The organism is Caldimonas mangrovi (assembly GCF_023721835.1).
Taxonomy (GTDB): Bacteria; Pseudomonadota; Gammaproteobacteria; order Burkholderiales; family Burkholderiaceae_C; genus Caldimonas; species Caldimonas mangrovi.
In genome coordinates this window covers 158,043-180,228 of the sequence record NZ_JAMKFE010000006.1, presented here as the reverse complement: position 1 = coordinate 180,228, position 22,186 = coordinate 158,043, and the positions used below count along the sequence as shown (strand labels likewise).

General features: G+C 66.4%; 22 protein-coding genes. 17 read left to right on the top strand and 5 right to left on the bottom strand.

Annotated features, from left to right (window positions below):
* Positions 1-15 precede the first annotated feature (15 nt).
* The 6 genes from M8A51_RS12160 to M8A51_RS12135 all read left to right on the top strand — a co-directional run bounded on the left by M8A51_RS12160 (position 16) and on the right by M8A51_RS12135 (position 5,260).
* Positions 16-1,236: a BaiN/RdsA family NAD(P)/FAD-dependent oxidoreductase gene (locus M8A51_RS12160; protein ID WP_251778731.1), complete on the top strand. Its 1,221-nt coding sequence runs from the start codon at positions 16-18 to the stop codon at positions 1,234-1,236.
* Positions 1,237-1,379: 143 nt separating this feature from the next.
* Positions 1,380-1,592: a 30S ribosomal protein S21 gene (gene rpsU, locus M8A51_RS12155; protein ID WP_012346814.1), complete on the top strand. Its 213-nt coding sequence runs from the start codon at positions 1,380-1,382 to the stop codon at positions 1,590-1,592.
* A gap of 205 nt (positions 1,593-1,797) precedes the next feature.
* Positions 1,798-2,253 (top strand): GatB/YqeY domain-containing protein, encoded by a 456-nt coding sequence (locus tag M8A51_RS12150; protein WP_251778730.1) that lies wholly within the window; start codon positions 1,798-1,800, stop codon positions 2,251-2,253.
* Positions 2,254-2,266: 13 nt separating this feature from the next.
* Complete coding sequence (locus M8A51_RS12145) at positions 2,267-2,611, top strand: TIGR01244 family sulfur transferase (protein ID WP_251778729.1); 345 nt, start codon at positions 2,267-2,269, stop codon at positions 2,609-2,611.
* A 298-nt stretch (positions 2,612-2,909) separates the two neighbouring features.
* Complete coding sequence (locus M8A51_RS12140) at positions 2,910-3,515, top strand: TRAP transporter small permease subunit (protein WP_251778728.1); 606 nt, start codon at positions 2,910-2,912, stop codon at positions 3,513-3,515.
* On the top strand, positions 3,512-5,260 hold the full coding sequence (locus M8A51_RS12135) for a TRAP transporter large permease (protein ID WP_251778727.1): 1,749 nt from the start codon (positions 3,512-3,514) through the stop codon (positions 5,258-5,260). The genes M8A51_RS12140 and M8A51_RS12135 overlap by 4 nt, the downstream gene beginning before the upstream one ends.
* A 165-nt stretch (positions 5,261-5,425) precedes the next feature.
* On the opposite strand, the gene M8A51_RS12130 is transcribed toward M8A51_RS12135, so the two are convergent.
* From M8A51_RS12130 to pmbA, 3 genes are all read right to left on the bottom strand, one after another.
* Positions 5,426-6,508, bottom strand: a complete 1,083-nt coding sequence (locus M8A51_RS12130; protein ID WP_251778726.1) for a TRAP transporter substrate-binding protein — start codon at positions 6,506-6,508, stop codon at positions 5,426-5,428.
* A gap of 253 nt (positions 6,509-6,761) precedes the next feature.
* Positions 6,762-7,844 carry a TRAP transporter substrate-binding protein gene (locus M8A51_RS12125; RefSeq protein WP_251778725.1) on the bottom strand — a complete coding sequence of 361 codons (1,083 nt, stop codon included), beginning with the start codon at positions 7,842-7,844 and terminating at the stop codon, positions 6,762-6,764.
* 169 nt (positions 7,845-8,013) lie between these two features.
* Entirely contained in the window at positions 8,014-9,396 is a 1,383-nt protein-coding gene (gene pmbA / locus M8A51_RS12120; RefSeq protein ID WP_251778724.1) for a metalloprotease PmbA, read from the bottom strand.
* A gap of 85 nt (positions 9,397-9,481) precedes the next feature.
* On the opposite strand from pmbA, the gene yjgA reads away from it, so the two are divergent.
* Both yjgA and mog read left to right on the top strand, forming a co-directional pair.
* Complete coding sequence (gene yjgA / locus M8A51_RS12115) at positions 9,482-10,018, top strand: ribosome biogenesis factor YjgA (protein ID WP_251778723.1); 537 nt, start codon at positions 9,482-9,484, stop codon at positions 10,016-10,018.
* Complete coding sequence (mog, locus tag M8A51_RS12110; protein ID WP_251778722.1) at positions 10,011-10,610, top strand: molybdopterin adenylyltransferase; 600 nt, start codon at positions 10,011-10,013, stop codon at positions 10,608-10,610. Before yjgA ends, mog begins: the two co-directional genes overlap by 8 nt.
* On the opposite strand, the gene cysE is transcribed toward mog, so the two are convergent.
* Together cysE and M8A51_RS12100 are read right to left on the bottom strand one after the other, a co-directional pair.
* The gene (cysE, locus tag M8A51_RS12105; protein WP_251778721.1) at positions 10,603-11,358 is read right to left on the bottom strand and encodes a serine O-acetyltransferase; all 756 of its coding nucleotides are present in this window, start codon (positions 11,356-11,358) and stop codon (positions 10,603-10,605) included. The genes mog and cysE overlap by 8 nt on opposite strands.
* A gap of 60 nt (positions 11,359-11,418) precedes the next feature.
* A complete protein-coding gene (locus M8A51_RS12100; protein WP_251778720.1) occupies positions 11,419-12,141 on the bottom strand; it encodes an RNA methyltransferase in 723 nt (240 codons plus the stop codon).
* A 181-nt stretch (positions 12,142-12,322) separates the two neighbouring features.
* On the opposite strand from M8A51_RS12100, the gene M8A51_RS12095 reads away from it, so the two are divergent.
* From M8A51_RS12095 to ftsB, 9 genes are read left to right on the top strand one after another with little or no spacing between them, the layout of a single operon-like run.
* Positions 12,323-13,270 carry an inositol monophosphatase family protein gene (locus M8A51_RS12095; protein WP_251778719.1) on the top strand — a complete coding sequence of 316 codons (948 nt, stop codon included), beginning with the start codon at positions 12,323-12,325 and terminating at the stop codon, positions 13,268-13,270.
* A gap of 18 nt (positions 13,271-13,288) precedes the next feature.
* Positions 13,289-15,889: a DNA mismatch repair protein MutS gene (gene mutS, locus M8A51_RS12090; RefSeq protein ID WP_407062231.1), complete on the top strand. Its 2,601-nt coding sequence runs from the start codon at positions 13,289-13,291 to the stop codon at positions 15,887-15,889.
* A complete protein-coding gene (locus tag M8A51_RS12085; protein WP_251778717.1) occupies positions 15,886-16,713 on the top strand; it encodes a proteasome-type protease in 828 nt (275 codons plus the stop codon). Before mutS ends, M8A51_RS12085 begins: the two co-directional genes overlap by 4 nt.
* 10 nt (positions 16,714-16,723) lie before the next feature.
* A complete protein-coding gene (locus M8A51_RS12080) occupies positions 16,724-17,602 on the top strand; it encodes an alpha/beta fold hydrolase (RefSeq protein ID WP_251778716.1) in 879 nt (292 codons plus the stop codon).
* Positions 17,603-17,653: 51 nt separating this feature from the next.
* Entirely contained in the window at positions 17,654-19,318 is a 1,665-nt protein-coding gene (locus tag M8A51_RS12075) for a CTP synthase (RefSeq protein ID WP_251778715.1), read from the top strand.
* A gap of 44 nt (positions 19,319-19,362) precedes the next feature.
* Entirely contained in the window at positions 19,363-20,217 is an 855-nt protein-coding gene (kdsA, locus tag M8A51_RS12070) for a 3-deoxy-8-phosphooctulonate synthase (RefSeq protein ID WP_251778714.1), read from the top strand.
* A 14-nt stretch (positions 20,218-20,231) separates the two neighbouring features.
* Complete coding sequence (locus M8A51_RS12065) at positions 20,232-20,537, top strand: DUF1330 domain-containing protein (protein ID WP_251778713.1); 306 nt, start codon at positions 20,232-20,234, stop codon at positions 20,535-20,537.
* Positions 20,538-20,560: 23 nt separating this feature from the next.
* A complete protein-coding gene (gene eno, locus M8A51_RS12060; protein ID WP_251778712.1) occupies positions 20,561-21,844 on the top strand; it encodes a phosphopyruvate hydratase in 1,284 nt (427 codons plus the stop codon).
* Positions 21,845-21,858: 14 nt separating this feature from the next.
* Positions 21,859-22,143: a cell division protein FtsB gene (gene ftsB, locus M8A51_RS12055; RefSeq protein ID WP_251778711.1), complete on the top strand. Its 285-nt coding sequence runs from the start codon at positions 21,859-21,861 to the stop codon at positions 22,141-22,143.
* Positions 22,144-22,186 lie beyond the last annotated feature (43 nt).

The following is a 22,186-nucleotide window of genomic DNA, read 5'->3' as shown; positions in this document are numbered from 1 at the left end:
GGATAATCGCGGTCCATGCACCGGTTCGACGTCGTCATCATCGGGGCCGGCGCGGCCGGCCTGTTCTGCGCCGGGATGGCGGGGCAGCTGGGCTTGAAGGTGTTGCTGCTCGACCATGCCGAGAAAGTCGCCGAGAAGATCCGCATCTCCGGCGGCGGCCGCTGCAACTTCACCAACCGCGACGCCGGTCCCGGCAACTTCCTGTCGCGCAACCCCCACTTCTGCCGCTCGGCCCTGGCGCGCTACACCCCGCAGGACTTCATCGCGCTGGTGCAGCGCCACCGCATCGGCTTCCATGAAAAGCACAAGGGGCAGCTGTTCTGCGACGAGTCGAGCGACGACATCGTCTCGATGCTGCTGCGCGAGTGCGAACAGGGGCGTGTGACGCGCTGGCAACCATGCGCGGTGGCGGCTGTGCGCCGGGTAGAGCACGGCTTCGAGGTCGATACCGCGGCGGGCACCGTGGCCGCCCCGCGGGTCGTGATCGCGACCGGCGGGCTGTCGATTCCCAAGATCGGCGCCACCGACTTCGGCTACCGGCTGGCACGCCAGTTCGGCCATGGCATCGTCGAGACGCGCCCGGCCCTGGTCCCCCTGACCTTCGACGCCGCCGCCTGGGCGCCCTTCTCGGCGCTGGCCGGCGTTTCGGTGGAGGTGGGCATCGAGACCGGGCACGGCAAGCAGCGCGGCGCCTTCGTGGAGGACCTGCTGTTCACGCACCGCGGTTTGAGCGGGCCCGCCGTGCTGCAGATTTCCAGCTATTGGGCGCCGGGCCAGCCGATCCGCGTCAACCTGTCGCCGCGCGCCGAGCTGTCGGAAGCGCTGCGCGCCGCCAAGGCCCGCTCGCGCAAGCAGCTCGGCAACCAGCTCGCCGAACTGCTGCCGGCCCGCTTGGCTGACGCCTGGCTGGCGGCGACCCCCGAACTGGCCGTGCGCGCGGTCGCCGAGGCCAAGGACAAGGAACTCGACACGCTGGCCCAGCGGCTGCAGCGCTGGGAGCTGCTGCCGTCCGGCACCGAGGGCCATCGCAAGGCCGAGGTCACCGCCGGCGGCGTCGACACTCGGGAGCTGAGCTCGCAAAGCCTGGAGAGCACCCGGGTGCCCGGGCTGCACTTCATCGGCGAGGTGGTCGATGTGACGGGCTGGCTGGGCGGTTACAACTTCCAGTGGGCCTGGGCCAGCGCCGCCGCCTGCGCACGGCAGATGGCGGCCGCACGCGACGCCGCGGTGGCCTAGCGCGTTTTGCAGGTGCGCGATTTCCTGTCTATAATCGCGGTCTTTGCTAGCAATTGGCATCTTGTGCCCAGCCCGTACACCTGGGCGAGCCGGACGAACATCGGCCCCAAGACTGCCTTGAATCCGAAGGATCCGATCTCTCAATGACTACCATTCGCGTCAAAGAAAACGAGCCGTTCGACGTGGCCCTGCGCCGCTTCAAGCGCACCATCGAAAAGCTGGGCCTGCTGACCGAGCTGCGGGCGCGCGAGTTCTACGAAAAGCCGACCGCCGAGCGCAAGCGCAAGAAGGCCGCCGCCGTCAAGCGCCACTACAAGCGCGTGCGCAGCATGCAGCTGCCCAAGAAGCTCTACTGAGCTTCGGCGCACGCTGGATCAAAGCCCGCCTGGGGACGCCCACGCGGGCTTTGTTGTTTCCGGCTTGCACGCTGGCGGGCGCTACCATAGCCACCTGCCAAGCAGCGCCTGCCCGCTGCCCGTACGCACCATCGGTTCCACCGGGTGGTGCCGCTTCCCTTCCCGGGGGGCCGACGACCGTAGCAGGTGGGTCACAATCGCCATCATGAGCCTCAAAGAACAGATCACCGAAGACATGAAGAGCGCCATGCGCGCGAAGGACGCCGACCGCCTGTCGACCATTCGCATGCTGATGGCCGCAATGAAGCAAAAAGAGGTGGACGAGCGCGTCGAACTCGACGATGCGGCCGTCATCGGCATCGTCGACAAGCTGATCAAGCAGCGCAAGGACTCGCTGGCGGCCTACACCCAAGCCGGCCGCACCGACCTCGCCGACAAGGAGGCCGCCGAGATCAAGGTGCTCGAAGGCTATTTGCCACAGCGGCTCGGCGCCGACGAGATTGCTGCCGAAGTCGCGCGCATCGTGGCCGAGACGGGCGCCGCCGGGCCGGGCGACATGGGCAAGGTCATGGGCGCCGCAAAGGCCCGCCTGGCGGGCAAGGCCGAGATGGGCCAAGTCTCCGCAGCCGTGAAGCAGGCGCTGAGCCAGAAAGCGCAATGAACGAGGACTTCCAATGAGCCTTCCGATCCAGCAAGTCGCAGCCGACGTGTGCGTCGCGCCGCAACTCGATGCCGCTGCCATGAAGCAGGCCGCCGAGGCCGGCTTCAGGAGCGTCATCAACAACCGTCCCGACCACGAAGGCGGACCGGACCAACCCACGAGCGCTGAGATCGAGGTTGCAGCCCAGGCCGCCGGCCTCGCTTATGCCTACCTGCCAGTGAGCCCGGCCGTGCAAACGCCTGAGGAAATCGCCCGCTTCGCCGAGTTGCTGCACACCCTGCCGAAGCCCGTTCTTGCGTTCTGCCGCTCCGGCGCACGCAGTACCAAGCTCTATCGAGCCGCCACCGGCCAGGGCTGATTCCGGCAGCAGGGTGCGCCATGCGCCCTGCCGACCCTCGAGACGCCCCTCCCTTCAAAAAGGGGCTCGGACTTTCCCTAGGTCCCGGCCTTCGTTCAGCCGCATTTCAGCCGCTCTTACTTACAGTCCGCCGGGCGTCGAAAAGCCAGCGACATCGAGCGCAGGCTTCGACGAGGGAACCCGCTAGGGGAAACACGCGAAAGCGCACAGCGGGGGCTTCCTAGAATGGCCGTTCAGCTTTTTGCAAGCTGACCGTACCGTTGCGCAATTCCTTCGAACGAACCCGACCGGAGAAAACGTGTCTGCTCTTCTCAAACTGTCGAGCGCGATCGACTGGATCAACGAGCACATCGGCAAGTTGATCATGTGGCTGGTGCTGGGCTCTGTGCTCATCAGCGCCGGCAATGCGATCGTGCGCAAGATTTTCGACACCAGCTCGAACTCGCTGCTGGAGATCCAGTGGTATCTCTTCGCCGGCGTGTTCATGCTCGGCGCCGGGTATGTGTTCTTGCGCAACGCACACGTCCGCATCGACTTCATCTCGGCGCGCTTGTCCAAGCGCGCCAACGCCATCATCGACACGATCGGCATCCTCGCGGTCGTGCTCCCGTTCTGCCTGCTGATGATCAATCTCTCCTGGCCGGTGTTTCACAACGCCTACGCCAGCGGGGAGATGTCGCAGAACGCTGGCGGACTGATCCGCTGGCCGGTGTATTTCCTGATGCCGGCCGGCTTCGCACTGCTGCTGCTGCAGGCCGTGTCGGAGTTGATCAAGCGCATCGCCTTCCTGAACGGCACCACCGCTGAACCCTTCAGCCACGTCGAAGAAAAGTCCGAGGCCGAGCAACTGGCCGAAGAGATGGCCCGCGAAGCCACACTGAAACAGACGAGCGCCAAGCAATGATCGAACTCCTGACGCAAAACTTCGTTCCCGTTCTCTTCGTCGGGCTGCTCATCATCCTGCTGTCGGGCATCCCGGTAGCGTTCGGTCTGGCCGCCACCGGCCTGCTGTTCGGCTTCATCGGCATGGAGCTCGGCCTGTTCGGCTCCAACCTGTTCCAGGCCCTGCCGCTGCGGGTCATCGGCATCATGCAGAACGACACGCTGCTGGCCATTCCCTTCTTCACCTTCATGGGGATCATCCTCGAACGCAGCGGCATGGCCGAGGACCTGCTCGAGACCATCGGCCAGGTGTTCGGCCCGGTGCGCGGCGGCCTCGCCATCGCAGTGATCCTGGTCGGCGCGCTGCTGGCAGCGACCACCGGCGTGGTGGCGGCCGCCGTGATCTCGATGGGCCTGATCTCGCTGCCCATCATGCTGCGCTACGGCTACAACCGCACCATCGCGACGGGCACCATCACCGCGTCGGGTACGCTGGCGCAGGCCCTGCCGCCGTCGCTGGTGCTGATCGTGATGGCCGACCAGTTGGGCCGCTCGGTCGGCGACATGTACGCCGGCGCGCTGGTGCCCGGACTGCTGCTGGTGGGCCTGTACCTGGTGTTCGTGATCCTGGTCGCGATCTTCAGGCCCGCGTGGGTGCCGGCACTGCCGATCGAGGCGCGCATCTACCGCGAATCGAACGGCAGCAGCGGCCACGTTTCGCTGCTGGTGCTGCTCGTGCTCTGCGGCGTTGCCGGCTTCGCCTGGTCGCGCGTGCACGATCCGGTCATGCAGGCGCTGCTGGAGCGGCCCAATGCGGCCCCTGGCGACGAAGTGCTGATCATGTCGATGACGGTCGCATCCTTCCTCGCGCTCGGCCTCGCACTGTTGAACAAGGCGCTGAAGCTGCACCTGCTGTCACGCCTGGCGCAGCAGGTGACCTTCGTGCTGATCCCGCCGCTGGTGCTGATCTTCCTGGTGCTCGGCACGATCTTCCTCGGCATCGCAACGCCGACCGAAGGCGGTGCAATGGGGGCGCTCGGCGCCCTCATCATGGCGTCCTCTCGCCGCAAGCTCAGCTTCGCGACGATGAAGCAGGCGTTGGACAACACCGCCAAGCTTTCGTGCTTCGTGATGTTCATCCTGATCGGCTCCACCGTTTTCAGCTTCACCTTCAATGCCGCCGACGGCCATATCTGGGTCGAGCACCTGTTCGAGAAGCTGCCCGGTGGCCAGATCGGCTTCCTGATCGTCGTGAACCTGCTGGTGTTCGTGCTCGGCATGTTCATCGACTTCTTCGAGATCGCATTCATCGTGATCCCGATGCTGGCGCCGGTCGCGGCCAAGATGGACATCGACCTGATCTGGTTCGGCGTGATCATCGCGATGAACCTGCAGACGTCCTTCCTGACGCCGCCGTTCGGCTTCGCGCTGTTCTACCTGCGCAGCGTCGCGCCGAAGTCGGACTACGTGGACCGCATCACCGGCAAGCTGATCCCGGCCGTGAGCACGCCGCAGATCTACAAGGGCTCGATCGCCTTCATCATCATCCAGGTCGTCATGGTTGCGACCATCATCGCTTTCCCGGGCCTGGTGTCGGACAACATCGTCAAGGCCGAGCAACTGAGCGACGAAGAGGTGATGCGGCGGCTGATGATGCCCGGCGGCACCGAAGGCGGCTCGGCCACGGAGCCCGGCCTTCCGACGCCGAGCGAGGAACCGCAGCAGGAAGAGGACCCGCTGCGCGGCTTCGATCCGCCGAAGAACTGAGGACTGCCGGGCGCCATGCGACGTACGGCGCCGGACAAGCAAGAGGGCTCCGCAAGGAGCCCTCTTCGTTTTCGCTACGCGACACGGCGGTCGTTCGTTCCGCGCCGCGCAGACCCGAAAAAAACCCCGCACGCGGCGGGGGTCCTTGGGTCCGACTCTGAGCGGTCAGAGCTTGGCGGACTGCATGTAGCGATCGAACTGCGCTTCGGTGAAACGGAACCAGAGGTTCTGGTCGCGCCGGAAGTTGGCATAGTCGGTGTAGACCTTCTTCCAGTTCGGGTTCTTCGCGGACAGCTCGGAATACAGTGCCATCGCTTCGCGGAAGGCCGCGTCCATCACTTCCTTCGAGAACGGCACGATCTTGGTCTTCGCGGCCACCAGCTGCTTCAGCGCTTCCGGATTGCGGGCATCGTAGCGCGCCTGCATGTCGGTGTGGGCGTAGGCCGCGGCCGACTCGACGATGGCCTTGTACTCTGCCGACAGGCCCTCGTAGGCCTTGGTGTTGACATACAGGTCGAGCTGCGGGCCGCCTTCCCACCAGCCAGGGTAGTGATAGAACGGCGCGACCTTGTAGAAGCCCAGCTTCTGGTCGTCGTACGGGCCCACCCATTCGGCCGCGTCGATCGTGCCCTTCTCCAGCGCCTGATAGATCTCGCCGCCGGGAATGTTCTGCGGCACGCCGCCGAGGCGCTCGATCACCTTGCCGGCGAAGCCGCCGACGCGGAACTTCAGGCCCTTGTAGTCGTCGACGGTCTTGATTTCCTTGCGGAACCAGCCGCCCATCTGCGCGCCGGTGTTGCCCATCGGGAAGCTGATGATGTTGTACTGCGCATAGAACTCGCGCATCAGCTTCAGGCCGTTGCCGTCGTACATCCACGCCGTCATCTGGCGAGAGTTCAGGCCGAAGGGGATCGCGCAGGCGAGTGCGAAGGTCTCGTCCTTGCCGAAAAAGTAGTACGGCGCCGTGTGCGCCATCTCGATGGTGCCGTTCTGCACACCGTCGACAACGCCGAACGGCGGCAGCAGCTCACCCCCGGCATGCACCGAGATCTGGAACTTGCCGCCGGACATTTCCGACACTTTCTTCGAGAAGACTTCTGCGGCACCGTAGATGGTGTCCAGCGCCTTCGGGAAGCTCGAGGCCAGACGCCAGCGGATGCTGGCCTGGGCGTGGACGATGGCGGGCGCAGCACCGGCAGCCAGCACGCCGGCGAGACCCGTGTTGCGTATGAAGGAACGACGTTCCATGTGCTATCTCCTCTCCGAGTATGGAAACAAAAGGATGCGACAAGCGTGCGGCGATTCTAGAAGTGGGTATTCAGCTTGCTGACAGGGGTTTTCCCGCTCGGGAATAAGCCACACGAGAGACGTGAACGTCGCACTGCCACGAGGCATCGATGCCACTTTCAGCTTATTGCAAGCAACGTCGTGCAGGCATGAAAAAGCCCCGCCGAGGCGGGGCCTGATCGCAACCTGGACGCATGCCCCGCAGGGCGCGCGTTCACAGCTTCGCGGCTTGCATGTAGCGATCGAATTGCGCTTCGGTGAAGCGGAACCACAAGTTCTGATCGCGACGGAAGTTGGCGTAGTCGGCATACACCTTCTTCCAGTTCGGGTTCTTGGCAGACAGCTCGTCGTACAGTGCCATCGACTCCTTGAAGGCCGCGTCCATCAATGTCTTCGGGAAGGCCATCAGCTTGACCTTCTGCGCCACCAATTGCTTGAGCGCCTCCGGATTGCGCTGGTCGTACTTGGCCTGCATGTCCACGTGCGCGTAGGCCGATGCCGCCTCGACGATCGCCTTGTACTCCGGCGACAGGCTGTTCCAGGCCTTGTCGTTGATGAAGAACTCGATCTCGGGACCGCCCTCCCACCAGCCGGGGTAGTAGTAGTACGGCGCCACCTTGTAGAAACCCAGCTTCTGGTCGTCGTACGGGCCGACCCACTCGGCCGCGTCGATCGTGCCCTTCTCGAGCGCCTGGTAGATCTCGCCGCCGGGGATGTTCTGCGGCACGCCACCCAGGCGCTCCAGCACCTTGCCCGCAAAACCGCCGATACGGAACTTCAGGCCCTTCATGTCGGCGGCGGTCTTGATCTCCTTGCGGAACCAGCCGGCCATCTGGGCGCCGGAGTTGCCGCCGGGGAAGTTGACCATGTTGTACTGCGCGTAGAACTCGCGCATCAGCTTCATGCCGTTGCCATGGAACATCCACGCCGTCATCTGGCGGGAATTCATGCCGAACGGAATGGCCGCACCGATCGCGAAGGTCTCGTCCTTGCCGAAGAAGTAATACGGCACGGTGTGGGCCATCTCGATGGTGCCGTTCTGCACACCATCGACCACGCCGAACGGCGGCAGCAGTTCACCGCCGGCGTGCACCGAGATCTGGAACTTGCCGCCGGACATGTCCGACACCTTCTTTGCGAACACCTCGGCGCCGCCGTAGATCGTGTCCAGCGCCTTCGGAAAGCTGGAAGCCAGGCGCCAGCGGACATTGGCCTGCGCATGCACGACGGCTGGCGCGGCACCCGCGGCCAGCACGCCGGCGATGCCGGCGCTACGAACAAAGGAACGACGTTCCATCAAGAAACTCCTGTAAGGGGAAAACAAGGAAATAGGAGAACGAGGCCGCGCGATTCTAGGAAGCGGGTCGACGGCCGCCCTACAGGAGGATTCCTCTTGTCGATACTACCTAGTGGCCCCGTTTTCTCAGGTGGTTTTCAGCACCGGGTGGTACTGCTGCCGGGTGCGTTCAGGTTCCAGCAATCTTCATGCGCTCGATCAGCACCGAGCCGGTGGTCTTCGAGCCCAGCGTGTAAGCGTCCGAGCCGATCGCGGCGATGCGCTGGAACATCTCGCGCAGATTGCCGGCGATCGTGATCTCGTGCACCGGGTAGGCGATCTCGCCGCCCTCGACCCAGAAGCCCGCCGCACCACGCGAATAGTCGCCCGTCACGTAGTTGACGCCCTGCCCCATCAGCTCGATCACGAACAGTCCACGCCCGAGCTTTTTCAGCATCGTTTTCAGGTCGTCTTCAGGCTGTGTCAGTTTGCTCGTCAAAAAAAGATTCTGCGAACCGCCGGCATGCCCGGTTGTACGCATACCGAGCTTGCGCGCCGAATAGCTGGACAGGAAATAGCCCTCGACACGTCCGTCCTTCACGACGTGCCTGGCGCGCGTCGTGACGCCCTCGTCGTCGAACGGGGCACTGCCCTTGGCTTTCGGCAGATGCGGGTCTTCGTGAATGTCGACGTGCTCCGGGAAGACGGCCTGACCGAGGCTGTCGACCAGGAAGGTCGCCTTGCGGTAGAGCGCTCCGCCGCTGGTGGCCTGCACGAAGCCGCCGAGCAGCCCGGCTGCGAGCGTCGACTCGTACAGCACCGGGCATTCGCAGGTGGCGATCTTGCGCGACTTCAGGCGCGACAGCGCTCGCTCGGCGGCATAGCGGCCGACGGCTTCTGCCGATGCGAGTTCGGCCGCGTCGCGCATGGAGCTGTACCATGCGTCGCGCTGCATGTCGTTGCCGCGTCCGGCGATCGGGGCCACCGACAGCGAATGGCGCGAACTGGCGTAGCCGCCGCGAAAGCCGCGCGTGTTGCCGGCGAAAAAGTGCGACTGCTGGGCCGACACCCCGGCGCCTTCCGAATTGGTGATGCGCTTGTCGGTTTCGAGCGCCGCGGCCTCGCAGCGCATCGCCAACTCGGCGGCAGCCTGCGCATCGATGGCCCACGGGTAGAAGAGATCGAGGTCGCGCGCCGCATCCTGCGGGGTTGCAAGATCGCCCTCCTCGGGCAGGCCGGCGGCCGGGTCCTCGGCGGTGAATCGCGCGATGTCGTAGGCCGCACGCACGGTCTGCTCGAGTGCCGTGCGCGAGAAATCGGACGTGCTGGCGTTGCCCCGCCGCTGGCCGATGTAGACCGTCACGCCGAGCGACTTGTCTCGGTTGCGCTCGACGTTCTCCAGGTCGCCCTTGCGCACCGAGACCGACAGGCCCGCGCCTTCGGACACCTCGGCGGCCGCGTCGCTGGCGCCCAGCTTGTGCGCAAATGCGAGCGCGTCTTCGACGAGGGTGCGGAACTGGTCCTGCGTATAGGCAAAGCCCTGGACGGGCGCGGAGCGGGAAGGCTGGTGCATGGAGGTCCGTGATGGCGAGCGGAAGTGCGGCTTTATGATACTGGCCCACCTCCTTCTCGCGAGCCAGGCGCTCTCGTTTCCCGCAATGCCTTCCGACCTTCCCGACGATGATCTCGACGCACACGCCGAACTGCCCAGCAAGACGCAGCTCAAGAAGGAAATGCACGAGCTGCAGTCGCTCGGCGAGGCGCTGGTCGAGATGCCGGACGACCGCATCGAGAAGCTCGAGATCCCCGAGTCGCTGCGCGACGCGCTGCGCGAGTACCGGCGCACGCGCTCCCACGAGGGGCGGCGGCGGCAGATGCAGTACATCGGCAAGCTGATGCGCCGGGTCGACCCCGAACCCATCCGCGAGGCGATCGCCGCGCTGCAGCTCGGCCACGCCAAAGGCACGCTGGCGCTGCACCAGGCCGAGCACTGGCGCGCCGAACTGATCGCGAGCGATGACGCCGTCACCCGCTGGATGAGTGAGCACCCGCAGTGCGACGTGCAGCAATTGCGCAGCCTGGTGCGCGCTGCCCGCAAGGACGCAGCCGCAGCGCCGGAGCAGCGTAGCGGCCGGGCCTACCGCGAGCTGTTCCAGTTCATCAAGCCCCTGCTGGAGGAAGCCCCGTATGAGTGACTTCGATCCCGTGCGCATCGGCGTGGTTTCGATCAGTGACCGTGCGTCGAGCGGCGTCTATGAGGACAAGGGTGTGCCGGCCCTGCAGGAGTGGCTGGGCAGGGCCGTGCGCAACCCGGTCAGCTGGGAAACACGCCTGATTCCCGACGAACAGGAACGCATCAGCGCGGCCCTGCGGGGGCTGGTCGATCAGGCCGGCTGTGACCTGGTGCTGACCACCGGCGGCACGGGCCCGGCGCCGCGCGACGTGACACCCGAAGCCACGCTGGCCGTGGCCGACAAGGTGATGCCCGGTTTCGGCGAGCAGATGCGCCAGATCAGTCTGCAATTCGTGCCCACGGCCATCCTGTCGCGCCAGGTCGCGGTGATACGCGGCAAGGCCTTGATCATCAACCTGCCCGGTCAGCCCAAGTCGATCGCGGAAACCCTCGAAGGGCTCAAGGACGCAGATGGCAGGGCCATCGTGCACGGCATCTTCGCCGCCGTGCCCTACTGCATCGACCTGATCGGCGGCCCCTACATCGAGACCGACGAAGCGGTGTGCAAGGCCTTCCGGCCCAAGTCGGCGATCCGGCCGGCCGCCGCTACCTGACGAGCTGGTTGAGTTTCTCAGCGTCGAACTGCTCGGTGGTGTGGGCGTCAGTCGGCACGGTCGCGTTCGACAACCGCTCGATGGCCTGCCACAGCAGCGCGATCTGGTGCTCCTGGCTGGACGCGTTGTCCACCAGCCCGTTGATGGCCTGCGACACCGGGTCGTCGCTCTGGGTGACGCCATAGGCCGAAAAACCCATGCGGGCAGCGGCCTCTTCGCGCAACGCGTCGGCCTCCTTGTGCAGGATGCGAGCCGGGTTGCCCACAGCGGTGGCGCCCGCAGGCACTTCGCGCACGACCACCGCATTGGAGCCGACCCGCGCGCCTTCGCCGACCGTGAAGGCTCCCAGCACCTGCGCATTGGCGCCGACGATGACACCACGCCCCAGCGTCGGGTGCCGCTTGGCTCCCTTGTGCAGCGATGTGCCGCCGAGCGTAACGCCCTGGTAGATGGTGCAGCCGTCGCCGACCTCGGCCGTCTCGCCGATCACCACGCCCATGCCATGGTCGATGAAGACCCGCCGGCCGATGGTGGCGCCCGGGTGGATCTCGATGCCGGTGAAGAACCGGCTCAGGTGCGAGACGAAACGCCCGAGCCAGCGCAAGCCATGGGTCCAGCACCAGTGCGCGCGCCGGTGCAACACCAGGGCATGAAGGCCCGGGTAGCAGGTCAACACCTCCCACTTCGAACGCGCCGCTGGGTCGCGCTCCAGAATGCAGGCGATGTCTTCTCGCAGGTGCTGGAACATGGGGCAGAGCTGTCGACGGGAGTGGCACAGTGTAACGGCGGCCTTGCCGCCCTGCCCCGCCTACCGGCTGCCCTTCTGCATGGCCTTGGCGATGCCGCGCAGGATGTGCACCTCTTCTTCGGTCAACTGGGCCCGGTTGAACAGCTGGTTGAGTCGCGGCATCAGCTTCTTGGGCGCATTCGGGTCGAGAAAACCGATCTCGACCAGCGCCTGCTCCCAGTGTGCAAGCAGCCCCTGTACCGCCCGGCCGCCGGCGAGCGACGGGTCGGCCGCGCGCGGCTGCACCGGGAAGCCGCCCAGCGCCTGGCGCCAGTCATAGGCCACCACCTGCACCGCCTGGGCCAGGTTCAGCGAACCGTAGTCCGGGTCGGTCGGGATGCTGAGCACGGCGTGGCAGCGGTAGACGTCGTCGTTGCTCATGCCGTAGCGCTCGGAGCCAAACACGAAGCCGATGCGGTGCGCCTCTTGCGCCAGCCGGGCGAACAACTCGCGCGGCGCGTGCGTCGGCGGGCCGAAGTCGCGCGGCGTCATCGCCGTCGCGCAGGCGCAGGTGATGCCTTCGAGCGCTTCGGCGAGCGTGTCGACGGTACGGGCGCGCACCAGGATGTCGGCCGCGCCGCTGGCCATCGCCACGGTCTCCTCCTGCACCAGCACGTCGGCAAAGCGCGGCGCGACCAGCACCAGATCGGAAAACCCCATCACCTTCATTGCACGTGCGACGGCGCCGACGTTGCCCGGGTGGCTGGTGTTGAGCAGGATGAAGCGGGTGGAGTCGGCAGTCATGCAACAGCGTGAAGCAGCCGCGAGCGCAACCGGTCACGTCGAAAGGTTTCGTGGCCGGCAGCGCCCAGCGCCGCCAGATAGAATCCGCATTATCTTTGCGAGGCCCGCCGAACCGGCTGGCCTCGCGCCGCTCTTACTCCCCGCCAGCCCTCTCGACCGCCACTGCCCGCAGGTATTGCCCATGTCCCAACAAGCGCTCCATCCGATGCTCAACACGGCCATCAAGGCCGCCCGCGCCGCCGGCGCGATCATCAACCGGGCGTCGATGGACCTGGACCTGCTGCGCATCACCGCGAAGTCGTCGCCGAACGACTTCGTCACCGAGGTGGACCAGGCGGCCGAAGAGATCATCATCGAGACGCTGCTGACGGCCTACCCCGGCCACGGCATCCTGGCCGAGGAGTCGGGCCGCACCCATGGCGCCAAGGACAGCGACTACGTCTGGATCATCGATCCGCTGGACGGCACCACCAACTTCATCCACGGCTTCCCGGTCTACGCGGTCTCGATCGCGCTGGCCTTCCGCGGGCAGGTCCAGCAGGCGGTCGTCTACGACCCGGCGCGCAACGACCTGTTCTACGCCTCGAAGGGCCGCGGCGCCTACCTGAACGACAAGCGCCTGCGCGTGTCCAAGCGCACCCGGCTGGCGGACTGCCTGATCGGCACCGGCTTCCCGTTCCGCAAGGGCGACAATTTCAAGCGCTACATGAAGATGTTCGAAGCGGTGATGACGCAATGCGCCGGTCTGCGGCGGCCGGGCGCCGCGGCGCTCGACCTGTGCTACGTCGCGGCCGGCTACTACGACGGCTTTTTCGAGACCGGGCTGAACCCGTGGGACGTGGCCGCTGGCTCGCTGATGATCACCGAAGCCGGCGGGCTGATCGGTAATTTCACCGGTGAGTCCGACTTCCTGTACCAGCGTGAAGTGGTGGCCGCGACGCCGCGCATCTACGGCCAGCTTGTTCAATTGCTGTCGCCGTTCACGCGCATCATCAAGGAAGATGAGGAACCGGCCGAGGCCGCGCCGGCGCCCGCTCCCGCCGAAGCGCCCGCCGCAAGGAAGAAGGGCCCGGTGCGCATTCGCCGTGCCGACGTGGCCGGTGCCAAGGACGAAGACAACTCGCACTGACCGGAGCCGGTGCACATGATGGACCGCCCGGCCCAGCCGATGCAGGATTTCAGCCAGCACACGCCGATGATGCAGCAGTACCTGCGCATCAAGGCCGAGTTCCCGGAAACGCTCGTCTTCTACCGGATGGGCGACTTCTACGAACTGTTCTTCGACGACGCGGCCAAGGCCAATCGGTTGCTCGACATCACGCTGACGACACGCGGCCAGACCGCCGGGCAGCCGGTCGTGATGGCCGGCGTGCCGGTGCATGCGGTCGAAGCCTATCTTGCCAAGCTGATCCGGCTCGGCGAGGCCGTCGCCATCGCCGAGCAGGTCGGCGACGTGGCCACGGCCAAGGGCCCGGTCGAACGCAAGGTGGTGCGCGTCGTCACGCCCGGCACCGTCACCGACACCGAACTTCTGGCCGACAAGCGCGACGCGCTGCTCGTCGCGCTGCACCACAAGGGCGCCACCTACGGCCTCGCCTGGCTGGGCCTGAGCAGCGGTCAGCTCGGGCTGACCGAATGCTCGTCGCGCGAGCTGGGCACCTGGCTGGCGCGGCTGAACGCCGCCGAGCTGCTGGTCGCCGGCGACGAATGGCCCGAAGCGGTGCGCCAAGCCCGCCTTGCCGTGACGAAACGGCCGGGCTGGCAGTTCGACGCCGCACTCGGCGCACGCAAGCTGTGCGAGCAACTGCGGGTTGTCAGCCTGGCCGGCTTCAATGCGCAGGACCTTGCGGTCGCCCATGCCGCGGCCGCGGCGTTGCTCAGCTACGCCGAGCACACGCAGGGCCGCGCGCTGGCACATGTCAGCACGCTTGCGGTCGAACGGGCCAGCGACCTGCTCGAACTGCCGCCGGCCACGCAACGCAACCTCGAGTTGACCCAGACGCTGCGCGGCGAAGACAGCCCGACACTGCTGTCGGTGCTCGACACCTGTCGCACCGGCATGGGCAGCCGCACGCTGCGCCGCTGGTTGACCTATCCACTGCGCGACCGCACACCAGCGCAGCAACGGCACGAGGCAATCGAGGCCTTCCTCGAACACGGCTTCGAGCCGTTGCGCGAGGCGCTGAAGCGGGTCAGCGACGTCGAGCGCATCACCGCGCGGCTGGCGCTGCGCCAGGTGCGCCCGCGTGAGCTGGCCGGGCTGCGCACCACGGTCGACACCCTGCCCGCGCTGCGCGCCACGCTGCCGGCGCAGGCGCCGCCGCTGCTGCTCGACCTCGGCGAAGCGCTCAACCCTGCGCCGCAGGTCGCGCAGTTGCTGCAGCGTGCGCTGGCCGAGGAGCCGGCGGTGCTGGTGCGCGATGGCGGCGTGATCGCCCCGGGCTTCGACGCCGAGCTCGACGAACTGCGGGCGATCAGCCAGAACTGCGATGCCTTCCTGATCGATCTCGAGACGCGCGAACGCGCGCGCACCGGCATCGCCAACCTGCGCGTGCAGTTCAACAAGGTGCACGGCTTCTACATCGAGGTGACGCAGGGCCAGCTCGACAAGGTGCCGATGGACTACCAGCGCCGCCAGACGCTGAAGAACGCCGAGCGCTTCATCACGCCCGAGTTGAAGACCTTCGAGGACAAGGCCCTGTCGGCGCAAGACCGCGCGCTGGCGCGAGAAAAGATGCTTTACGAGCAATTGCTCGACGAGCTCCAGCCGCATCTGCCGGCGCTGACCGCGTTGGCGCGCGCGCTGGCGAGCCTTGACGCCCTGTCCGCACTGTCCGAGCGGGCGACCACGCTGAGCTGGAGCCAGCCGCAGTTCGTCAAGGAACCCTGCATCGACATCGAGCAAGGCCGCCATCCGGTGGTCGAGGCACGGCTGCTCGAAACCGGCACCGGCCCCTTCATGCCCAACGACTGCCGGCTCGACGCCAACCGGCGCATGCTGGTGATCACCGGCCCCAACATGGGCGGCAAGTCGACGTTCATGCGGCAAGTCGCGCTGATCGTGCTGCTGGCGGCCATGGGCTCGTACGTGCCCGCCAGGCATTGCCGCCTTGGGCCGGTGGACGCCATCCACACCCGCATCGGCGCTGCCGACGACCTCGCGAACGCGCAATCGACCTTCATGCTCGAGATGACAGAGGCGGCCGCCATCATCCACGGCGCGACCGAGCATTCGCTGGTGCTGATGGACGAGATCGGCCGCGGCACCTCGACCTTCGACGGCCTGGCGCTGGCCGGCAGTATCGCCAGCCACCTGCACGACAGGAACAAGTCCTTCACCTTGTTCGCAACGCACTACTTCGAGCTGACCGAATTCCCGGCCAAGCACGAACGCGCCATCAACGTGCACGTGTCGGCCGCCGAATCGGGCGATGACATCGTGTTCCTGCATGAGATCCAGCCCGGTCCGGCGAGCCGCAGCTACGGCGTGCAGGTCGCGCGGCTGGCGGGCATGCCGGCCGGCCTGGTGCGCCAGGCCCGCGCCACGCTGGAAGCGCTGGAGACGCAACAGCGCGCCCACAACGCCCAGATCGACCTGTTCGCGGCACCGCCGCCGCTGGTCGAGGACAACCGCATTGCCTCCGCCATCGAAGAGACGCTGGCGGCGATGCAACCCGACGCGATGTCGCCGCGCGAGGCGCTCGACGCGTTGTACCGGCTGAAGGAACTGCAGGGGAGGCCCTCATGACTTACTGCGTCGCGATGCGCCTGGATGCCGGGCTGGTGTTCCTGTCCGACTCGCGCACCAATGCCGGGCTGGACCAGATCAGCACCTTTCGCAAGATGTCGGTCTACGAGCAGCCGGGCGACCGCGTGATGGTGCTGCTGTCGTCGGGCAACCTGGCGATCACGCAGGCGGTGCGGCAGTTGCTGCACACCGAGACCATCAGCGGCGAAGGCGGCACGGTATCGATCTGGAACTGCCGCACGATGTTCGACGCGGTGCGCATCGTCGGCGCCGCGGTGCGCAAGGTCTACGAGCGCGACGCGGCCTCGCTGAAGAATTTCGGCATCGAGTTCAACGTCAACCTGATCTTCGGCGGCCAGATCCAGGGCGAGACGATGCGGCTGTTCAACGTCTACGCCGCCGGCAATTTCGTCGAGGCTGGCGTCGACGGCGTGTGCTACGTTCAGATCGGCGAATCGAAGTACGGCAAACCCATCCTCGACCGCGTCGTCACGCCCGCGACGCCGCTCGACCAGGCCGCCAAGTGCGCGCTGGTGTCGATGGACTCGACGCTGAAGTCCAACCTGTCGGTCGGGCTGCCGCTGGACCTGCTCGTCTACGAGGCCGACACGCTGCATGCTCAGCGCATCGTCCACATCGACGACCACGACCCTTACTTCCGCATGATTCGGGAGACCTGGGGCCACCGGCTGCGCGACGTGTTCGAGTCGATCCCCAACCCGTCGTGGGACGTGGGCAGCGACGAAACGACGCTGAAGCCCGCCGCGGCGCAGCAGCTCGAATCGCTGAACCCGCTGCGCAAGATCAACGCACCGGAAGGCTGACGACAGGACGATGTCGACCTCGATACCCCTCGTCTTCTCTCACGCCAACGGTTTCCCGGCCGGCACCTACCGGCTCTTGTTCGAGCGCTTGCGAGCGGCCGGCTACGATGTGCGCGCCATCGAGAAGTTGGGCCACGACCCGCGCTTCCCCGTCACCAGCAACTGGCCCCATCTGCGCGACCAGCTGATCGACTTCATCGAGACCGAGGCGCTGGGCGGCCCGGCCTACCTGGTCGGCCATTCGCTCGGCGGGTTCCTGAGCCTGCTGGCGTGCCTGTACCGGCCCGACCTGGTGCGCGGCGTGGTGCTGCTCGACTCGCCGGTCATCCACGGTGTCAAGGCGCGCGGCGTGCAGTTCTTCAAGGCCACGGGATGGATCAGCAGGATCTCGCCGGGCAAGATCTCGCGCCAGCGGCGCAACGTCTGGACCAGCGCCGACGAAGCCCATGCCCATTTCGCGGCCAAGCCGAATTTCGCGCGCTGGCACCCGCAGGTGCTGCGCGACTACATCGCGGCCGGCACCTATAGCTCGGGCGGCCAACATGCTTTGAGCTTCAGGCGCGAGGTCGAGACCGAAATCTACGACACGCTGCCGCACCACTTTCCCCGCCTGCTGCGCAGCCGCCCGCTGCAGCGTCCGGTCGCGTTCGTCGGCGGCACCCGGTCGGTGGAAGTCCGCCAGGTCGGCATGCGCGCCACGCAGCAGGTCACGCAGGGGCGGATTTCCTGGATCGAAGGAGGGCATCTGTATCCCTTCGAGCAGCCGCTCGAGACGGTCGATGCGGTGGTCGGCTGGCTGCGCGCCTTCGAGACGGCCCAGGGGCCGGACAGCCCGGCCGCAGCCCGGGCCGAGACCGGCCAGCCCCCCGGCAAGGGGCCGTCGATATAATGCCTCTTTACCACCACAGCGGTCGTGACCTTTAAGCGGCCGCTGCTCACAATGACCAAGTTTGTCTTTGTCACTGGCGGTGTGGTGTCCTCCCTAGGCAAGGGCATCGCTTCGGCCTCCCTGGCCGCGATCCTCGAATCGCGCGGCCTCAAAGTCACCCTCATCAAGCTCGATCCCTACATCAACGTCGATCCTGGAACGATGTCCCCGTTCCAGCACGGCGAGGTGTTCGTGACCGACGACGGGGCCGAGACCGACCTGGACCTGGGGCACTACGAGCGCTTCATCACCACCAAGATGAAGCGCTCGAACAACTTCACCACCGGCCAGATCTACAAGAGCGTGCTCGAGAAGGAGCGGCGCGGCGACTACCTCGGCAAGACCGTGCAGGTGATTCCGCACATCACGAACGAGATCCAGGAGTTCGTGCGCCGTGGCGCCGGCGTCGGCACGCCGGAGGCCGTGGACGTCGCCATCGTCGAGATCGGTGGCACGGTCGGCGACATCGAGTCGCTGCCGTTCCTGGAGGCGGTGCGCCAGATGAGCCTGAAGCTCGGGCCGACGAACACGGCCTTCGTGCACCTGACCTATGTGCCGTGGATCGCTGCCGCCGGCGAGCTGAAGACCAAGCCCACCCAGCACACCGTGCAGAAGCTGCGCGAGATCGGCATCCAGCCCGACGCGCTGCTGTGCCGCGCCGACCGCCGCATCCCCGACGACGAGCGCGAGAAGATCTCGCTGTTCACCAACGTGCCGGAATACGGCGTGATCTCGGTGTGGGACGCCGACACGATCTACAAGGTGCCGCGCATGCTGCACGAGCAAGGTGTCGACCAGCTCATCTGCACCAAGCTGCACCTGTCGACCAAGCCCGCCGACCTGTCGCGCTGGGACAACCTCGTGCACGAGCTGGAGCACCCGCAGCACGAGGTGACCATCGCCATGTGCGGCAAATACGTCGACCTCAGCGATTCGTACAAGTCGCTCAACGAGGCGCTGCGCCATGCCGGCATCCACAACCACGCCCGCGTGCGCATCGAATACCTCGATTCCGAGGAGCTGAACCCGCAGAACGCCGAACGGCTCGCCAAGTACGACGCCATCCTGGTGCCCGGCGGCTTCGGCAAGCGCGGCGTCGAGGGCAAGATTTTGGCGGCGCAATACGCCCGCGAGCACAAGCTGCCCTACCTCGGCATCTGCCTGGGCATGCAGGTCGCGACCATCGAATACGCGCGTCACAAGGCCGGCCTGTCGGGCGCCAACAGCACCGAATTCGACGCGCAGGCACAGCACCCCGTGATCGCGCTGATCGACGAGTGGCAGGAGGCCGACGGCACCATCCAGCGTCGCGACGAGCATTCCGACCTGGGCGGCACGATGCGGCTGGGCGCACAAAGCTCCGACGTCAAGCCCGGCACGCTGGCGCACGAGATCTACGGCGACGTGGTGACCGAACGGCACCGCCACCGCTACGAGGCGAACGAGAAGTACCTGAAGCAGCTCGAGGATGCCGGGCTGATCGTCTCGGCCATCACGCAGCGCGAGAAGCTGACCGAGATCGTCGAGCTGCCCCGCAATGTCCACCCGTGGTTCATGGGCGTGCAGTTCCACCCCGAGTTCAAGTCGACCCCATGGGGCGGGCACCCGCTGTTCGCGTCCTTCATCAAGGCGGCGCTGGCGCACCAGCAAAGCCGCTCCGAGAAGGCCGCCGCCTGAACACACCGCGCTTGCGCGGTTTTTTATCAATACGAGGTCATCGCATGCAGCTTTGCGGCTTCCAGGTCGGTCTCGACCGCCCCTTCTTCCTGATCTCCGGCCCCTGCGTCGTCGAGTCCGAGCAACTGCAGATGGACACCGCCGGCGCGCTGAAAGAGATCACCACCGAACTCGGCATCCCGTTCATCTTCAAGTCCAGCTACGACAAGGCCAACCGTTCGTCGGGCACATCCTTCCGGGGCCCCGGCATGGAGAAGGGCCTGGAGATCCTGGCCAAGGTGAAACGCGAGCTGGGGGTGCCGCTGCTGACCGACGTGCACAGCGAGGCCGAGATCGAGACCGTGGCGCAGGTCGTCGACGTGCTGCAGACGCCCGCCTTCCTGTGCCGCCAGACCGATTTCATCCGCGCCGTCGCGCAGTCGGGCAAGCCGGTCAACATCAAGAAGGGCCAGTTCCTCGCCCCCGGCGACATGAAAAACGTGATCGACAAGGCCCGCGCCGCAGCACGCGAGAAGGGCCTGAACGAAGACAGCTTCATGGCTTGCGAACGCGGCGCGAGCTTCGGCTACAACAACTTGGTCAGCGACATGCGCTCGCTGGCGATCATGCGCGAAACCGGTGCGCCGGTGGTGTTCGACGCGACGCATTCGGTCCAGTTGCCGGGCGGCCAGGGCACCAGCTCCGGCGGCCAGCGCGAATTCGTGCCGGTGCTGTCGCGCGCAGCGGTGGCCGTCGGCGTGGCCGGGCTGTTCATGGAAACCCACCCCGACCCCGCCAAGGCACTGAGCGATGGCCCGAACGCGGTGCCGCTGAAGCGCATGCGTGCGTTGCTGGAGCAGCTGGTCGCGCTGGACCGGGTCGTGAAGACCCAGCCGCTGCTCGAGAACGACTTCCAATGACTGCGGAGAGCGCAATGGCAGAAGCCTACGTGGTGGTCGACATGAAGATCACCGACCCCGAGCAGTACAAGGCCTACATGGCGGCCGCCCCGGCGGCGGTGGCGGCCTTCGGCGGCGAGTACCTCGTGCGCGGCGGCCGCCACGAAACGCTGGAGGGCGACTGGCACCCGGCCCGCATCGCGATGCTGCGCTTTCCGAGCCTCGAGCAGGCCAAGGCCTTCTACGACAGCGAGAACTACCGCGCCGCGCGTGCCTTGCGCGCCGGCACCACCGAATACTTCAACATGATCGTGGTCGAAGGCGTGCCCCGGTCGACTTGACACCCGCAAAGGAGAAACAACACATGAGTGCCATCGTTGACATCGTCGGCCGGGAGATCCTGGACAGCCGCGGCAACCCCACCGTCGAATGCGACGTCCTGCTGGAATCCGGCGTGATGGGCCGCGCCGCCGTGCCGTCCGGCGCCTCCACCGGCTCGCGCGAGGCGATCGAGCTGCGCGACGGCGACAAGGGCCGCTACCTCGGCAAGGGCGTGCTGAAGGCCGTCGAGCACGTCAACACCGAGATCTCCGAAGCGGTGCTGGGACTCGATGCGTCCGAGCAGGCCTTCCTCGACCGCACGCTGATCGACCTGGACGGTAGCGACAACAAGTCGCGCCTGGGTGCCAACGCGACGCTGGCGGTCTCGATGGCCGTGGCCCGTGCGGCCGCTGAAGAATCCGGCCTGCCGCTGTACCGCTATTTCGGCGGCTCGGGCTCGATGCAGATGCCGGTGCCGATGATGAACGTCATCAACGGCGGTGCGCACGCGAACAACAACCTCGACCTGCAGGAGTTCATGATCCTGCCGATCGGCGCGCCCAGCTTCCGCGAAGCCGTGCGCTACGGGGCCGAGGTTTTCCACGCGCTGAAGAAAATCATCCACGACAAGGGCATGAGCACCGCGGTCGGCGACGAAGGCGGCTTCGCTCCCAGCGTCACCAGCCACGAAGCGGCCATCCAGCTGATCCTCGAAGCGATCGAGCGCGCCGGCTACACGCCGGGCGAGCAGATCGCGCTGGGCCTGGACTGCGCGGCCAGCGAGTTCTACAAGGACGGCAAGTACCACCTCGAAGGCGAGGGCCTGACACTGAGCGCCCAGGAATGGACCAACGTGCTCTCGACCTGGTGCGACAAGTACCCGATCGTGAGCATCGAGGACGGCATGCACGAAGGCGACTGGGACGGCTGGAAGCACCTGACCGAGGCGCTGGGCAGCAAGGTGCAGCTGGTCGGCGACGACTTGTTCGTCACCAATACCAAGATCCTGCGCGAAGGCATCGACCGTCGCATCGCCAACTCCATCCTGATCAAGATCAACCAGATCGGCACGCTGACCGAAACCTTCGCCGCGATCGAGATGGCCAAGCGCGCGGGCTACACCGCGGTGATCTCGCACCGTTCCGGCGAGACCGAAGACTCGACCATCGCCGACATCGCCGTCGGCACCAACGCCGGCCAGATCAAGACCGGCTCGATGTCGCGCTCGGACCGCATCGCCAAGTACAACCAGTTGCTGCGCATCGAGGAAGACCTGGGCGACATTGCCAGCTACCCCGGCCGCGCCGCGTTCTACAACCTGCGCTGAGGCATCCCGCTGCCGTGTCCACCCGCCTCGTCACGCTGGCCCTGGCTGCACTGCTCGTGCTGGTGCACGCGGAGCTGTGGTTCGGCCGGCATGGCGTGCACCGGGTCATGGAGCTGCAGGGCCGGCTCGGCGAACACCGGGCCAGGAACGACCGCGCCCGCGAGCGCAACCAGCAGCTCGCGGCGGAGGTCAGCGACCTGAAGGAAGGGCTGGAGATGGTCGAGGAGAAGGCGCGCTTCGAGCTCGGCATGATCAAGCCCAACGAGATCTACGTGCAGGTCACGCCGCCGCCGCGATGACGACGCCGCAGCGACGATCGAAACGGAGCCGCCCGCGGCTCCG

Bases quoted from the DNA above. Each gene is read 5' to 3' on its own strand.
- M8A51_RS12160 (WP_251778731.1), top strand. From the start codon at position 16: ATGCACCGGTTCGACGTCGTCATCATCGGGGCCGGCGCGGCCGGCCTG.
- rpsU (WP_012346814.1), top strand. From the start codon at position 1,380: ATGACTACCATTCGCGTCAAAGAAAACGAGCCGTTCGACGTGGCCCTG.
- M8A51_RS12150 (WP_251778730.1), top strand. From the start codon at position 1,798: ATGAGCCTCAAAGAACAGATCACCGAAGACATGAAGAGCGCCATGCGC.
- M8A51_RS12145 (WP_251778729.1), top strand. From the start codon at position 2,267: ATGAGCCTTCCGATCCAGCAAGTCGCAGCCGACGTGTGCGTCGCGCCG.
- M8A51_RS12135 (WP_251778727.1), top strand. From the start codon at position 3,512: ATGATCGAACTCCTGACGCAAAACTTCGTTCCCGTTCTCTTCGTCGGG.
- M8A51_RS12130 (WP_251778726.1), bottom strand. From the start codon at position 6,508: ATGGAACGTCGTTCCTTCATACGCAACACGGGTCTCGCCGGCGTGCTG.
- M8A51_RS12125 (WP_251778725.1), bottom strand. From the start codon at position 7,844: ATGGAACGTCGTTCCTTTGTTCGTAGCGCCGGCATCGCCGGCGTGCTG.
- pmbA (WP_251778724.1), bottom strand. From the start codon at position 9,396: ATGCACCAGCCTTCCCGCTCCGCGCCCGTCCAGGGCTTTGCCTATACG.
- yjgA (WP_251778723.1), top strand. From the start codon at position 9,482: ATGCCTTCCGACCTTCCCGACGATGATCTCGACGCACACGCCGAACTG.
- mog (WP_251778722.1), top strand. From the start codon at position 10,011: ATGAGTGACTTCGATCCCGTGCGCATCGGCGTGGTTTCGATCAGTGAC.
- cysE (WP_251778721.1), bottom strand. From the start codon at position 11,358: ATGTTCCAGCACCTGCGAGAAGACATCGCCTGCATTCTGGAGCGCGAC.
- M8A51_RS12100 (WP_251778720.1), bottom strand. From the start codon at position 12,141: ATGACTGCCGACTCCACCCGCTTCATCCTGCTCAACACCAGCCACCCG.
- M8A51_RS12095 (WP_251778719.1), top strand. From the start codon at position 12,323: ATGTCCCAACAAGCGCTCCATCCGATGCTCAACACGGCCATCAAGGCC.
- mutS (WP_407062231.1), top strand. From the start codon at position 13,289: ATGGACCGCCCGGCCCAGCCGATGCAGGATTTCAGCCAGCACACGCCG.
- M8A51_RS12085 (WP_251778717.1), top strand. From the start codon at position 15,886: ATGACTTACTGCGTCGCGATGCGCCTGGATGCCGGGCTGGTGTTCCTG.
- M8A51_RS12080 (WP_251778716.1), top strand. From the start codon at position 16,724: ATGTCGACCTCGATACCCCTCGTCTTCTCTCACGCCAACGGTTTCCCG.
- M8A51_RS12075 (WP_251778715.1), top strand. From the start codon at position 17,654: ATGACCAAGTTTGTCTTTGTCACTGGCGGTGTGGTGTCCTCCCTAGGC.
- kdsA (WP_251778714.1), top strand. From the start codon at position 19,363: ATGCAGCTTTGCGGCTTCCAGGTCGGTCTCGACCGCCCCTTCTTCCTG.
- M8A51_RS12065 (WP_251778713.1), top strand. From the start codon at position 20,232: ATGGCAGAAGCCTACGTGGTGGTCGACATGAAGATCACCGACCCCGAG.
- eno (WP_251778712.1), top strand. From the start codon at position 20,561: ATGAGTGCCATCGTTGACATCGTCGGCCGGGAGATCCTGGACAGCCGC.